This window comes from Kribbella sp. NPDC051587 (assembly GCF_044453945.1).
In the GTDB taxonomy this organism is placed as follows: Bacteria; Actinomycetota; Actinomycetes; order Propionibacteriales; family Kribbellaceae; genus Kribbella.
The window spans coordinates 479241-492733 of sequence record NZ_JBITDE010000004.1 but is presented as its reverse complement, the minus strand read 5'-3'; the positions used below and the strand labels follow the sequence as shown (position 1 = coordinate 492733).

17 protein-coding genes are annotated in these 13493 nt (G+C 67.7%); 9 read left to right on the top strand and 8 right to left on the bottom strand.

Annotated elements, in window-relative coordinates:
• Window positions 1-9: 9 nt before the first annotated feature.
• The 3 genes from ACIA49_RS17985 to ACIA49_RS17975 form a co-directional block, all read right to left on the bottom strand.
• Window positions 10-810: a hypothetical protein gene (locus ACIA49_RS17985; RefSeq protein ID WP_391546274.1), complete on the bottom strand. Its 801-nt coding sequence runs from the start codon at window positions 808-810 to the stop codon at window positions 10-12.
• Window positions 810-1103, bottom strand: a complete 294-nt coding sequence (locus tag ACIA49_RS17980) for a hypothetical protein (RefSeq protein WP_396378291.1) — start codon at window positions 1101-1103, stop codon at window positions 810-812. Before ACIA49_RS17980 ends, ACIA49_RS17985 begins: the two co-directional genes overlap by 1 nt.
• 107 nt (window positions 1104-1210) lie before the next feature.
• Complete coding sequence (locus ACIA49_RS17975; protein WP_396378290.1) at window positions 1211-1837, bottom strand: hypothetical protein; 627 nt, start codon at window positions 1835-1837, stop codon at window positions 1211-1213.
• Between the two features lie 62 nt (window positions 1838-1899).
• Between ACIA49_RS17975 and ACIA49_RS17970 the strand changes: the two genes are divergently transcribed.
• The 5 genes from ACIA49_RS17970 (at window position 1900) to ACIA49_RS17950 (ending at window position 6245) form a co-directional block, all read left to right on the top strand.
• The gene (locus ACIA49_RS17970) at window positions 1900-2268 is read left to right on the top strand and encodes a (deoxy)nucleoside triphosphate pyrophosphohydrolase (protein ID WP_396378289.1); all 369 of its coding nucleotides are present in this window, start codon (window positions 1900-1902) and stop codon (window positions 2266-2268) included.
• Window positions 2269-2434: 166 nt separating this feature from the next.
• Window positions 2435-2731: a LuxR C-terminal-related transcriptional regulator gene (locus tag ACIA49_RS17965; RefSeq protein WP_396378288.1), complete on the top strand. Its 297-nt coding sequence runs from the start codon at window positions 2435-2437 to the stop codon at window positions 2729-2731.
• A gap of 107 nt (window positions 2732-2838) precedes the next feature.
• Window positions 2839-3753: an N-acetyl-1-D-myo-inositol-2-amino-2-deoxy-alpha-D-glucopyranoside deacetylase gene (gene mshB / locus ACIA49_RS17960; protein WP_396378287.1), complete on the top strand. Its 915-nt coding sequence runs from the start codon at window positions 2839-2841 to the stop codon at window positions 3751-3753.
• A gap of 56 nt (window positions 3754-3809) precedes the next feature.
• Entirely contained in the window at window positions 3810-4328 is a 519-nt protein-coding gene (locus tag ACIA49_RS17955) for a flavin reductase family protein (protein ID WP_396378286.1), read from the top strand.
• Between the two features lie 147 nt (window positions 4329-4475).
• Window positions 4476-6245: a VanW family protein gene (locus ACIA49_RS17950; protein WP_396378285.1), complete on the top strand. Its 1770-nt coding sequence runs from the start codon at window positions 4476-4478 to the stop codon at window positions 6243-6245.
• Between the two features lie 10 nt (window positions 6246-6255).
• On the opposite strand, the gene ACIA49_RS17945 is transcribed toward ACIA49_RS17950, so the two are convergent.
• Together ACIA49_RS17945 and ACIA49_RS17940 are read right to left on the bottom strand one after the other, a co-directional pair.
• A complete protein-coding gene (locus tag ACIA49_RS17945) occupies window positions 6256-6693 on the bottom strand; it encodes a type II toxin-antitoxin system PemK/MazF family toxin (protein WP_396378284.1) in 438 nt (145 codons plus the stop codon).
• 11 nt (window positions 6694-6704) lie between these two features.
• Window positions 6705-7637, bottom strand: coding sequence for a GNAT family N-acetyltransferase (locus tag ACIA49_RS17940; RefSeq protein WP_396378283.1), 933 nt, complete (start codon window positions 7635-7637; stop codon window positions 6705-6707).
• A 119-nt stretch (window positions 7638-7756) separates the two neighbouring features.
• On the opposite strand from ACIA49_RS17940, the gene fdxA reads away from it, so the two are divergent.
• Entirely contained in the window at window positions 7757-8086 is a 330-nt protein-coding gene (fdxA, locus tag ACIA49_RS17935; RefSeq protein ID WP_396378282.1) for a ferredoxin, read from the top strand.
• A 40-nt stretch (window positions 8087-8126) separates the two neighbouring features.
• On the opposite strand, the gene ACIA49_RS17930 is transcribed toward fdxA, so the two are convergent.
• The 3 genes from ACIA49_RS17930 to dapD all read right to left on the bottom strand — a co-directional run bounded on the left by ACIA49_RS17930 (window position 8127) and on the right by dapD (window position 10745).
• Window positions 8127-8630, bottom strand: coding sequence for a hypothetical protein (locus ACIA49_RS17930; RefSeq protein WP_396378281.1), 504 nt, complete (start codon window positions 8628-8630; stop codon window positions 8127-8129).
• Window positions 8631-8669: 39 nt separating this feature from the next.
• Complete coding sequence (locus ACIA49_RS17925) at window positions 8670-9647, bottom strand: hypothetical protein (RefSeq protein WP_396378280.1); 978 nt, start codon at window positions 9645-9647, stop codon at window positions 8670-8672.
• Between the two features lie 162 nt (window positions 9648-9809).
• Window positions 9810-10745, bottom strand: coding sequence for a 2,3,4,5-tetrahydropyridine-2,6-dicarboxylate N-succinyltransferase (gene dapD, locus ACIA49_RS17920; protein ID WP_396378279.1), 936 nt, complete (start codon window positions 10743-10745; stop codon window positions 9810-9812).
• Between the two features lie 234 nt (window positions 10746-10979).
• On the opposite strand from dapD, the gene ACIA49_RS17915 reads away from it, so the two are divergent.
• From ACIA49_RS17915 to ACIA49_RS17905, 3 genes are read left to right on the top strand one after another with little or no spacing between them, the layout of a single operon-like run.
• Window positions 10980-11756, top strand: a complete 777-nt coding sequence (locus tag ACIA49_RS17915; protein ID WP_396378278.1) for a hypothetical protein — start codon at window positions 10980-10982, stop codon at window positions 11754-11756.
• A 41-nt stretch (window positions 11757-11797) separates the two neighbouring features.
• Entirely contained in the window at window positions 11798-12625 is an 828-nt protein-coding gene (locus ACIA49_RS17910) for a phosphotransferase (protein WP_396378277.1), read from the top strand.
• Window positions 12622-13491, top strand: coding sequence for an NAD-dependent dehydratase (locus ACIA49_RS17905; protein WP_396378276.1), 870 nt, complete (start codon window positions 12622-12624; stop codon window positions 13489-13491). The genes ACIA49_RS17910 and ACIA49_RS17905 overlap by 4 nt, the downstream gene beginning before the upstream one ends.
• The last annotated feature ends 2 nt before the right edge of the window (window positions 13492-13493 follow it).

Genomic DNA, 13493 nt, shown 5'->3' with positions numbered 1-13493 from the left:
CGGGAGTCCTCAGTTCAGGAAGCGCAGGTCGGAGAACCAGCCGGCCGACAGCGCCATGATGTAGAAGTCGGTCAGGATCACGGTGAACAGCGAGGCCATCGCGAACGTGCCGTGCTTCGGGTTCAGCTTGGAGACGAACGTCCAGTACCGGTACCGCATCGGGTGCTTGGAGAAGTTCTTCAGCCGGCCGCCGACGATGTGCCGGCAGGCGTGGCAGGACAGCGTGTACAGCCAGAGCATCACCAGGTTGACCCAGATGATCAGCGTGCCCAGACCGATGCCGAAGCCGCCGTCCTTGCCGTGGAAGGCCTGGATGCCGTCGTAGACGTTCAGCAGACCGAAGACCAGCGCGCCGTAGAAGAAGTAGCGGTGCAGGTTGAGCCCGGTCAGCGGGAACCTGCTCTCACCGGTGTACTTCTTGTGCGGCTCCGGTACGGCGCACGCTCCCGGGGCGAGCAGCAGTGAACGCCAGCCCGCCTTGCGGTAGTAGTAGCAGGTGCCACGGAAGCCGGCCAGCACCGCGAAGGTGATGATGCTGTACGGGATGAAGACCGGGAACTTCGGGAACCAGCTGCCCAGGTGACTCGAGCCGGGGACGCAACCGTCGTTGATACACGGCGAGTACAGCGGAGTCAGGTAGTGGTGGGCATCGACCCAGTACCACTTGTTCATGAAGATCCGGATCGTCGCGTAGACGATGAAGAAGGCCAGGATCACGCCGATCCGCAGCGGCGCCAGCCACCAGCGATCGGTCCGTGCCGTCTTCAGCCCGACCTGTGCGCGCCCCGGCGAATCAACTCCGTGTGCCATCAGGGTGCACGCCGATCAGGTGCGCCGAAGCCTTCATGCTCCGCGTCTGTCCACATGGACGCGTCATACTCCACGTCGGGAATCTCCTCGAGGTCCTCCGGAACCGGTCCGGGTCTGTGCTTGGGGTCGGGAGGGCCGAGCTCGGCCAGGTCGTCGCTCAACCGGGCCACGTCGGACACCAGTCGGCGGACGCCGAGGGTGTCGCCGTACTCCTGGCTGAGCTTTCCGACCGCCGCATGCAGCGACTCGAGCGCGCGGACGACGGGCGCAACGGCGCTGTTAGCTTCACCCATGCCGACTCCAGTGATGGTGTTGTAGCTGTCAGTATGGGCACACTTTGCCGCGATGACGCAGGCAACGGAAGACCTCTCGGTACGGCGTGTTTCGACTTAGGGTTACCTCAGTTGCCGACGGCCGACGAGTGGAGTAATGGAGCGAATCCGGCCTTCAGGACAACGAGATTCGCCGGTGGCGTGAGCACCTCGACCTCGATCAGCCCCGCGGGTCTTCGCGGTTTTTCGTAACCCTGCCAGGCCCACGGCAGCACGTGCCGATCGAGCACGAGCGCCGGGCGCCCGTCGTACCGGATCATGGCGCCGTCGGGGAGTGTGTCGAGGGGCTGCACGGTGGTGCGTTGCTGCCGCGTCCTTGGTTCGACGCGTTGACTGTGCAGTACGGCGTCCATCGCGGGTGCGCGTGGACGCTCGGCAAGGTCGTTGCCCTGTGCCCAAGCACCGGCGTACCGAAGGAAGTCCCTGCGCCGGCAGTAATGACAAGGCCGGTGACCGGCCGCGAGCGCAACGGCTTCGTCGAAGAAGAACAAGGCCGTCCAGCGCCCCGGTGGCATCGGATCGCGCTGAACGCCCTTCCAGTCAAGGACGCAGCAGATCCACGCCTTCGAGCGCCAGCGGGTGGTCCCGAGCGTGCGATTCGGGCTGTGCAGCGTGCCGCGGTTGCCCATCAGCAGACCGCGGCCCGGGTCGGCCACGATCTCCTGAGTGGGGAGAACTCTGTTCTGCAACGGCATACGGCTCATCGTGCCGCAGCCCGCCGACAGTTTTTCCTTGCAGGTCGTGGCACAGTCGTCGCGTGCAGATCGTGGTGGGAGTCGCTGTCGTCCGTGCGGACCGGGTGCTGGGCGCTTATCGGCCAGGCCCGGAGGGTGGTTGGGAGTTCCCGGGCGGCAAGGTCGAGCCGGGCGAGTCCGAAGCCGAGGCGGCGATCCGCGAGCTCCGGGAGGAGCTGGATCTGGAGGTCGAGATCGGCGCGTCGCTCGGGCCCGGCGTCGACATCTCCGACAAGTACCGCCTGCACGTCTACTTGGCCTCGATCGTGACCGGAGAGCCGGTACGGCGTGAGCACGCCGAACTGCGGTGGTTCGCGGCGGCCGAGCTCGTCGAGGCGGACTGGCTGGTCCCGGACCGGCCGTTCGTCAGGGCCCTGCGCAACCTCTTGTAGTGGCGGAAGTCACATCGCCGCCGGAGATGCCGAATTGTGACGATCCATCACGCTGAGAAAACGGCCCCGGCCGCAACTGTATGGGTTGTTTGTATGGGTTGTACCTGGTGAGTGGTCTACACCGCCCGCGAGAATCCTTCTGCACGCTACTGGGGAGGAGTGAGGAATGTCGGTGTATCAGGTCGTCCCTTCCGTCCGGAGGGAAGACATCGCGTCGGAGGACGTCTGTGAGATCTACGAACTGGGATCGCGGCGGCAGTCGCCCGCCGAGATCAAGGAGCTGACCAGCCGCCAGATCGCGATCGGCCGGATGCTGTCCACCGGGACGAAGGACGCCGCGATCGCTCGTGAGCTCGGTCTGTCGCTGCGTACCGTTCGGGCCGAGGTCAGTGCGCTCGTGGTCGGTCTCGGCGCGAAGTCCCGCTTCCAGGCGGGTTGTCTGCTGGTCCGCCGCTTCGGCTGATCGGCACCACTGCGCGCCCGCGCCCACCGGAACTTCGGGATCCGGTCGGGGCGCGGGCTGCTTGACGTCCGGGAATAACTGTCCGGGCCCGGACGTAGTCTCTGACTATGGCTGACCTTCCCGACCGCCGGCTGCTGCTGGTACACGCCCACCCGGACGACGAGACCATCAACAACGGCGCCACGATGGCGCGCTACGTGCAAGAAGGCGCCCACGTCACGCTGATCACCTGCACCCTCGGTGAAGAGGGAGAGGTGCTGGTCCCGGACCTCGCCCACCTGGCCGCCGACCAGACCGACCAGCTCGGTCCGCACCGGATCACCGAGCTCGACGCCGCGATGGCCGAGCTCGGCGTCACCGACCACCGTTTCCTCGGCGGCCCCGGCAAGTACCGCGACACCGGGATGATCTACAACGACGAGGGCAACGCCGACGTCCCGCCGGACACCCGCCCGGACAGCTTCTGGCAGGCCGACCTGCTCGCCGCCGCCAACGAACTGGTCCCGGTGATCCGCGAGATCCGCCCGCACGTCCTGGTCACCTACGACGAGTACGGCAACTACGGCCACCCGGACCACATCAAGGCGCACCGCGTCGCGATGTACGCCGCCGACCTGGCCGCGGCCCGTTCGTACCGCGAGGACCTCGGCGAGGCCTGGGACATCCCGAAGATCTACTGGACCGCGATCATCGAGTCCGCGATGCGGGACAGCCTGCGGCAGCTCCGCGCGGCCGGTGACACGACGACCTTCGAGGGGATGGACCCGGAAGGCCCGATGCCGCCGATGATCACCCCGGACCGGTTCATCGACGCGATCATCCCCGGCGAGGACTTCCTGGACCGCAAGATGAACGCGATGAAGGCGCACGCCACCCAGATCACGGTGGACGGCCCGTTCTTCGCCCTGTCGAACAACAACGGCAGCTCGATCTTCGGCGACGAGGGCTACCGGCTGGTCAAGGGCACCGCGGCTCCCGGCCCCAAGGGCGTCGAGGACGACCTGTTCGCCGGTCTGGAGTGACTGTCCCCACACGCCTGTGCCCGGCATCGAGGAGCAGCCGGGCATAGGCTGCAGGAGTGTCTGCGCCCGAGCCAAGTGGGACCGTACCGCCCGGGGAGTTCCGGGCGGCGGTGGGCCAGTTCGCGGCAGGCATCCTGATCATGAGCACGCTGCAGGACGGCGTCGCGCACGCGATGACCGCGAACGCGTTCAGCTCCGTGTCCCTGGATCCGCCCCTCGTGCTCGTCTGCGTGGACAAAGGCGTGCGGATGCATGACGCCGTACTGGACTGTGGTTATTGGGCAGTGTCTGTGCTGGCCGCGGACCAGCAGCAACTGGCGGCCCGGTTCGCCAAGTCGGGGCGGGATCTGTATAGCCAGTTCGACGGTGTCGAGACCGAGGCCGGTCCGAAGACGGGCTGCCTGGTGATCGGCGGTGCGCTGTCCTGGCTCGAGTGCCGGACCTGGGCCACGTACGACGGCGGCGACCACACGATCGTGGTCGGTGAGGTGCTCAGTTTGGGGCACGGCTCGGCCGGCGGCCAGGGCCCGCTGATCCATCACGCCAGTCACTACCGGGAGTTGCCCGGCAGCTGAGCGTGGCGAGAGCGTCGTACCGGGGTCTTTTGAGGCAGGCGGGGCCTGCCCCGAAGGTCGGGAGGGCCTGCCCCGTCCCGTAGGATGTGCGCTTGTGTCCCGAGCGGACGCAGCCTGACCACGGCTCGAGCAGGAGGACTTAGTCCGGTGGGGAGAAAGCAGCTCGCGGGGATCATCGCCGCGGCGGGACTGGGTGTGATCGTCGTGGGGTACGGCGCCGCCTTCGCGTTCGCCGGAGCCAAGATTCCCGGTGACACCACCGTGCTCGGCATCCCGCTCGGCGGGCTGTCGGAGAGTGACGCGAAGACCAAGCTCGAGGCCGGTCTGAAGGACCGGGTGGACCAGCCGATCAAGTTCAAGGCCGGCGACTCGGCGACGGCGTACTCGGTGACCCCGGCGGACGCCGGACTGAGCCTCGACTACAACGCCACCGTCGCGCAGGCCGGCGCCGGCCGCAGCCTGGCCCCCGCCCGCATCTGGCGCGCGCTGACCGGTGGTTCCGCGGTCGAGCCGGTCGTCGCCAAGGACAAGGCGAAGCTGCAGGCCGCGATCGACAAGCTTGCCAAGCAGGTGAACCGCCCCGCTACCGAGGGCACGATCACCTTCGACGGCCTCCAGCCGGTCACGCACAAGCCGGCCGAAGGGCTCGAGCTCGACACCGCGAAGGCCGCTGACGTCATCCCCGAGGCCTACCCGTACGGCGGCTCCGCGGCCGACCTGCCGGTCCAGGTGACCAAGCCGCAGGCGGGGTCGGACGCGATCAGCAAGGCAGTCACCGAGTATGCCGAGCCGGCCGTGGCCGCGCCGATCAAGCTGACCGTCGGCGACAAGTCGGTCTCGCTGAGCCCGTCCGAGTTCGCGCCGGCGCTGAAGTTCACCGTGAACGGCGGCGAGGTCAAGCCGACGCTGAGCGGCAAGCAGCTGGAGCCCTTGTTCCAGAAGCGGTTCAAGACCCTGGAGACGCTGCCCAAGGACGCGACCTTCCAGATCGCCGCCGGCAAGCCGAAGGTGGTCCCGGCCGTCGACGGCATGGTCGTCGACCGCACCAAGGTCGTTCCGGCGATCATCTCGGTGCTGTCGAAGCCGTCCGGTGAGCGCACCGCTTCGGTCGGCCTGGCGAACACCAAGGCGAAGGTCACCACCGAGCAGGTCCAGGCCCTCGGGATCAAGGAAGTGATGGGGCAGTTCACCACCAACTTCCCCGACGCGGCCTACCGCAACACCAACATCGGCACCGCGGCGCGCAAGATCAACGGCACGCTGCTGAAGCCGGGCGAGACGTTCAGCCTGAACAAGATCGTCGGCGAGCGGACCAAGGAGAACGGCTTCACCGAGGGCAACATCATCAGCGGCGGCAAGTTCGTCCTGGACCTCGGCGGCGGCGTCTCCCAGTCGGCGACGACGACCTTCAACGCGGCCTTCTTCGCCGGGCTCAAGGACGTCGAGCACAAGGCGCACAGCGTCTACATCAGCCGCTACCCGATCGGCCGCGAGGCCACCGTGGCGTGGCCGTCGGTGGACCTGAAGTTCCTGAACGACTCCGGCCACGGGATCTACATCCAGACCATCTTCACCGCCTCGACCTCCAGCCATCAGGGCGAGCTCACGGTGAAGATCTGGGGCACCAAGGTCTGGAACATCACCGCCCGCGCCTCCGGCAAGTCGAACCCCCGCGCCCCGGGCCTGGTCTACAGCCAGGAAGCCGGCTGCCGTCCGCAGGCGCCGACCGCCGGCTTCGACATCACGATCTTCCGGGACTTCTCGAAGAACGGCGTCAAGGTCAAGACCGAGCAGTTCACCACGCACTACAACGCGGCCGACGACATCCGCTGCGGCCCGAAGCCGGGCACCACGACGCCGCCGCCCGGCGGCATCGGCAAGCCGCAGGGCACCGAGACGCCCCGCAAGCCGAGCTGAGGCTCGCCGGCTAGCTGCGATGGAGGGTGTGGAGCTCGGCAGCGACCTGGTTGAACAGGTCCTCGCTGATCACCGCACCCTCTCGCCGCACCTGGCCCGGGTCGATCTGTAGGACGCGATCCAGCCGGACCTCGCTGTTGCGGCCCTCGCGGTCCCACGCACCCTTGCCGACATCCATCCAGACCCGGCCCCAGCGCGCCTCGTCGGCGGCATCGCGGTCGTGGTCCTTGCTGGTCAGGATCAGCGCCAGCAGGTATTTCCCGTCGGAACCGACGACGAGCACCGGCCGGTCCTTGCCACGGTGGTGGTCCTCCTCGAACGGGACCCAGGTCCAGACGACCTCACCCGGATCAGCCACCCCGTCGTCCGGGTGCGGCTTGTACTCCACGTGCACCGTGCCTTCGAAATCCCCGGGGTACTCCGGCCGCTCCACCGCGTCATCCGCCATACCCCCAGAGCCTACTGGGACGGACTGACCAGATACCGGTAGCGATACGCCTCGACGTACCCGAGCCGCCGATAGGCCGTCACGGCCGGCTCATTGCTCTCGAGGACCTCCAGATAGGTCCGGCGGCCGCCCTGAGGCCCTGCCCAGCGCGCCAGAGCCTGTACGACGGCTCCCGCGAGCCCGCGACCCCGATAAGCCGGTACGACGCGGACAGCGTCGATGCCGAGCCAATGACCGGTCATCGACCCTCGTCCGACCGCCACGAGTTGACCGTCGACCGTGATCGAGGCGAAAACGGCCTTGGGAGCGCCTTCCAGCACAACTGGCGCCGGCGCGGGAACCGGTCCGTCGAAGGCAACGCCGTACCAGCTCTGGTCGGGACGCTCCACGAGCTGGACCTCGTACGGCGGGAGTCCGTTCACGTGGTCGAGCGTCGTGTGCATGACGAGGACATCCGAGCGGCCGGGGTGGGCGTCGGTCCAGCCAAGCTCCTCCAGGTCGGTCGCGGCCGGGCTGCCGAGGCGGACATGGGCCTGCGGCGGGAGCCCGCGCTCGACGTACCAGGCCTCAGCCTGCTTGAGCGCCTCCGGGATCGACATGCCCGGGTTGCCGGTCGGGAGCAGCGAGTTGCCGCGGCCGGTCCAGCCGCCGGACGCCCGCAGCAACCACTCGCCCAGGTACGACGTTTCGGCCGCCGGGCGACCGAGTGCCGCGGTCAGGAAGAGCTGTTCGACGTCGACCGGTCTGAGCGGCATCTCGGGGATCGGCTTGGCCGCGGTGATCGCCGTCAGCTCGATCCGGTGCGTGCTGCTGTCGGCGTGCCGGACCACGAGATGGTCCGGCCGGCGGTCCTCGAGGACGCCGATGACGTCGGTTAGGCCACCCTTAATTCGATGCCGGACGACCACACGGTGTCCGATATCACGGGTATCAAGGCCTGACACGATCCGGACTCCTGGCAGAGTGGGCAGCGTATTACCGTGATACTAGAGACTCTTGCACCACCGCATCGCAGCAACCCAGAGGACCGCCGCTGCGCTTGCCTGCCATAGGAGGAGTAGCAGTGACCTACGTCATCGCGCAGCCGTGTGTTGACCTGAAGGACCTCGCGTGCGTCGAGGAGTGCCCCGTCGACTGCATCTACGAGGGCAATCGGATGCTCTACATCCACCCGGACGAATGCGTGGACTGCGGAGCGTGCGAGCCGGTGTGTCCGGTCGAGGCGATCTACTACGAGGACGACACCCCGGAGCAGTGGAAGGACTACTACACCGCGAACGTCGACTTCTTCACCGACCTGGGCTCGCCGGGTGGCGCGTCCAAGATGGGCAAGATCGACAAGGACCACCAGTTCATCGCCGCCCTGCCGCTGCAGGTGCACGAAGAGCACTGAGTGCTGACAGGGTGGGGTGCCGAGCGCACCCCACCCTGACTCAGAACTCCGCCTTGGTCTCCACCTGGGCCAGCGCCTGCTCGCGGGCCAGGCGGAAGCCGATGGCACACAGCCCGGCACCGGGGAACCCGAGGACGGCGAAGATCAGCACGGTGCGGATCATGATCTCCTTGATCGCGTCCTCGCTGCCGCCGGACGACCACATCTCGATCGCCGAGTGGAAGCCCACGGTCAGGGCGATCCCGATCAGGCCGTAGCCGGCGATGATCAGCAGCCGCCCGAAGCGGTCCCGGAACCCACGCCGGCGGGCGCCGCGCCACAGGTAGCGGCCGAAGGTGAAGATCAGGCCGCCCCAGACGGCCATCAGGAACCTGTCCACGATCGGGACCAGGTCGTCGGTCGAGGAGTTGGGACCGACGCCGGAGATGGCGGCGAACGCCATCACGACGCCGTACAGGAGCAGGCCGAGGCCCACCACGATCAGCACGAGGCCGGCCAGGTTGAACAAGACGTTCGGCCGGTGGTGCACCCCCTGATTGGTCATGTACTCAGGGTGATCGACAACCTTCAGAAAGTCTTCAGATCACTGCTCGAGAACATCGACGTGCACGTGGTCCAGATGGCGCAGGATCTTCGGGTCACCGCTGCGCTCCGGTGGGGTGTAGTCGCGCCACCCGCTGTCCGAGCGCCCGCCGGCCGTCCAGATCTTGTCGCTGAAGATGATCGTCTGGATGTTCAGCATCTTGGCCCGGGCGACCAGGTACTGCGCCATTGCCCAGCCCTTGGTGGTGTTCGCGGCCGAGATCGGCCGGACGAACACATCCACGGCCCGGCCCTCGTAGTGCGCCGATCCCTCCATGTGTCCGGTCGTCACCCCCTCGGGTGCGTAACCACCGGTGGAAAGCTTTCCGAAGGTGGTCAGGAGATCCCGCCGTACGGCGTCTGCTCGCGGCGTCAGCCCGTTCTTGCCGACCGTCTGAGCCGGTACGTCGTCCGGGTTGACCGTGCAGCTGAAGACGGCCTTCGAGTTGCCGGTGAGCGCGGATGCGAGGATCCGCGCGTCGGCCTCGTGGTCGGCGTACGCCTCGGGGAAGGCGCTGCGCTGGACCCGGTCGGCCGCGACGGTGACCGCGAGCTTCTGGTAGTTCTTGATCTTCACCAGCGCGTCGTAGAACTTGCCGGCGGCGTAATGCGGGTCCTGCACCTGCTTCGCCGTCCCCCAGCCCTGCGACGGGCGCTGCTGGAACAGGCCCAGCGAGTCCCGGTCGCCATGCGCGAGGTTGCGCAGACCCGATTCCTGGTACGCCGTCGCTAGCGCGATCGTCGCCGCCCGGCCCGGGAGCCCACGCCGTACGGCGACTCCCGCGATGATCGCGGCCGACTCGGCCTGCTCCAGGTCGAGCTCGACCGTGCCGCCGTTGAGCGTGGCAGTGCACTGCTCCGGCGGAGGCAGCAGCGGCCCGAGGCTCTTCCCACCGATCCAGGCCACAGCTCCGCCGATGACCAGGCTGAGCGCCCCCACGGACCCCAAGGCGATCAGCACGCCCCGCTTCATCGGCATACCGCTCCCAACGTGTGGGAGCGACGGCCTGGTTCCTGACTGTTGGTCACGATGTGGTTGACGCTTGAACTCGCGAAGCGGTTGGCGCGTGCGCCAAGGTGTCAACGATCACGCGTTCGCGTGCAGTACCGATGATCACGCGTTCGCGTGCAGTACCGATGATCACGCGTTCGCGTGCAGGGCCTCGTTGAGCGTGATGCCCTCGCCCTTGCGCGGCCGCGCCTCGACGGCACCGGTGACCGAGTTGCGGATGAACAGCAGCCCCGGCTGACCGGACAGGTCGCGCGCCTTGACCACGGTGCCGTCCGGCAGCGTGACCTTGGTGCCGGCCGTCACGTACAGCCCGGCCTCGACCACGCAGTCGTCGCCGAGCGAGATCCCGGTCCCGCCGTTCGCGCCGAGCAGGCAGCGCTTGCCGATCGAGATGACCTGCTTGCCGCCACCCGACAACGTGCCCATGATCGAGGCGCCCGCCCCGATGTCACTCCCGTCGTCGACCACGACGCCGGCGACGATCCGGCCCTCGACCATCGACGTACCGAGGGTTCCGGCGTTGAAGTTCACGAACCCCTCGTGCATCACGGTCGTGCCCTCGGCCAGGTGCGCACCCAGCCGAACCCGGTCCGCGTCCCCGATCCGCACCCCACTCGGTACGACGTAGTCCGTCATCCGCGGGAACTTGTCCACACTCGTCACGCTCAGGTAGTGACCAGCGGCGCGGGCCCGCAGCCGCACGTGCTCGATCTCCTCGACCGGCACCGGCCCGAACGACGTCCACGCGTTGTTCGGCAGCGCGCCGAAGATCCCGTCCAGATTCACGCCATGCGGCTTCACCAGCCGGTGCGACAACAGGTGCAGCCGCAGATAGGCATCGGCAGTCCCCACCGGCGCCTCGTCCAGCACGATCTGCGTGCTCACGACCTCACGCCGTACCGCTCGCAGCTCGTCATGTCCCTCAGCCGCCACCAGCTCAGCCGGCGCCTTGACCCCCTCGGGCCGCTCCCCCAACTCCGGCGCCGGGTACCAGACATCCAGCACCGATCCACCGGCGGTAACAGTCGCCAGCCCAAAGCCCCACGCGTGGTTCACGTTCGTCATACCCCCACCCTGCCAGACGCCCGGTACCGGATCCGCCGAGGGCCTTTCGGGGGTGCTCGAAGGGTTGGTGTGAGGGCGGGGAGACGGCACTCCCGGCGTGGGCTGGACGGTCGAGAGCACGATCACCAGCGTCCGCACCCCCTCTGGCAGACGACTGCTCCGCTGAGTTGAGCAACTTTCCGGAGCGTAGCGACGTCTTTTCAGACAGTAGCCCACTGAAATGCGAGGCTGAAGATGACCGTCCCCGTCATCAGCATCACTGACCTGTACGACCCGCCGGAGCATCCCGGCGGTGCCCTCGACCTGATCCTGCCCTACGGCCTGCCCGAGCTCGACCTGCGCGCGGTGATCCTGGACCGGTCCACGGAGCACCGGCCCGGCGCGCGCGATGCCGGCGTGATCGCGATGATCCAGCTGAACGCGATCTTCGGCCGCGACGTCCCGTTCGCTCGCAGCCCGTCCGCCGGGATGCACGACCCGAACGACAGCATGTACGACGCCCCACCCGCTCAGCAGCGGGGGATCCAAGTGCTCCTGCACGCTCTCGCGGACAGCCCGGAACCGGTCCACGTGCTGTCCTTCGGGTCGGCCTGTTCGGTGGCGGTCGCCTACAACCGGGCGCCCGAGATCCTGCACGAGAAGGTTGCCCGGATCCACCTTTCCGGTACGGCGGATCCCCACGCGCTGCGCCGGATCACCGACGCGGGCCTGCCGGTGTCACCGGGTCCGGCAGCGGGTTGCACGCTGCCCGATCTGAAATGGATCGAGGACCTGCACCCATGGCTGCGGCGCTACCTCGGCTATGCGCTCGGCGGATTGTCGCGGCCCGACCTGCTGCGCGCGCTCGAGGAGGAGGCCCCGGCCGAGGTGATGGCCGACATCTACCAACGCAGCTACGAGGTCCGCCAGCTCGCCGTCTGGATGCAGCTCGCGGGGATCTGCACCGAACAAGCCATGACCGACGTGGTGCCCGCGCTCTTCCAGTCCTTCCGTCCCGGCGGTCGGAGCTAAACGGTTGGGAAGCGCCTGACGAGCCGTGATCTACTCGTCGGGTGCTTCCTGCCTGGCTTCCCCTCGCTGTTCTCGATGTCACGCAGGCGCCGTCGCTCGACGCCTTGCACGGTGAGTTGCTCCGGCAGTGGGCGTCCTCCGAGGTCTGGCGATTGTCGTACGGACTGCGCAGCGTCATCGTGAAGCGCGGAACGGACGCCCAGTCCGGCGAAGCTTCGTCGTATCAGCGCTTCGTGGTGCCGCTCGGCCTGCCCGCGCCAGAACTCTTGTACGCCGCCGACGGGGTGATCGTGCTCGAGGATGTGGGGCGGGTGACCCTCGAGCAGGAGCCGACCGCCGACGGGTTCGTGGCCGCAGCCGGACTACTGGCCTCGATCCGTACGGCGGTTGTGGACGGGCCGAGCGATTTTCCGCCGGCGCGCGTGAAGGAGCTGGCCGATCGGATCGGGCGGATCGCCTTCGACGTGTCACCGCTGGTGGAGGCGTTGACCCGGCTCCAGCAGGAGGAACCGTTGGGCGTCGTGCACGGCGACTTCGTCCCGAAGAACCTGGTCACGGACGGCCGCCGCTGGACCGCGGTTGACTGGCCGCTCGCCTACACCGCACCGCACCTGTCCGATCTGTACACGCTGATCCGTGATGCCGTTGCCCTCGGCCACGATCGCGGCCCGATCGTCGCCCGGTACGTCGAAGCGGCGGCGGCCGATCCGTTCGTCGTGGACCGGCAACTGCTCGTCGGTGGCGCCTGCCTCTGCCTGCTCGCCCTCACCTTCGTGGTCGAGGAAGGTCAGCACACCATTCCCGAATCCGCCGGCTGGATCGATCCGCTGCTGGCCGAACTCGCGGATCTCGTGGAGCAGTTGTCGTGAAGCTGCTGGTGCTCGGTGGGACGAAGAACCTTGGCCGGCACGTCGTGGAAGCAGCGTTGCGGGCGGATCATGAGGTGATGTTGTTCAATCGCGGTCTGACGAATCGCGGGCTGTTTCCTTCGGTGCAGCACGTGATCGGGGATCGCGCGGATCCGTCGGCGCTGTCCGTGGGGTCGTGGGATCGCGTCATCGACATGTCAGGGTTCCTGGTGCGCGATGTTCGGTTGAGTGCGGAGCTGCTGCGGGATCGGGTGGGGCAGTACACGTTCATGTCCTCGATCGCGGTGTACGCGGACAGGGCGACGCCGGGGCAGGACGAGTTCGGGCCGCTGGTGCCGTGGCCGGTCGGTGCCCCGGACAACGAGTTCACGATGGATCTGTACGGGCCGTCGAAGGTGCACTGCGAATCGTTGCTGGCGGCCACTTTCGGTTCGCGAGCCGCGTTTGTGCGGTCGGGGTTCGTGGTCGGGCCTTACAACCCGGACTTCGGGAACTGGGGTACGGCGCTTGCCCACGGCACCCAGATGGAGTGCGCGGCGCGGCCATCGCAGCCGGTGCAGTACGTCGATGCGCGGGATCTCGCCGAGTTCCTGCTCCGGGACTTGTCCGGGCCGTACAACGTGGTCGGGACGTCGCGGACGATGGCGGAAGTGGCCGCGGCCTGGCGGTCCGTCGTACCGGGTGCTTTACCGGTGGACTGGGAACCGGCGGTGGATCGGTTCCACCTGGAGGATGACGGGCTCTTCCGGCTGGACAACGGGCGCGCACTGGAAGCCGGTCTGCAGCTGCGGACGGATGCGGAGAGTGCTCGCGACTATGTGGCCTGGATTCGGGATGGAAATCTGCCCCCTGACCCACCGCACTGAAA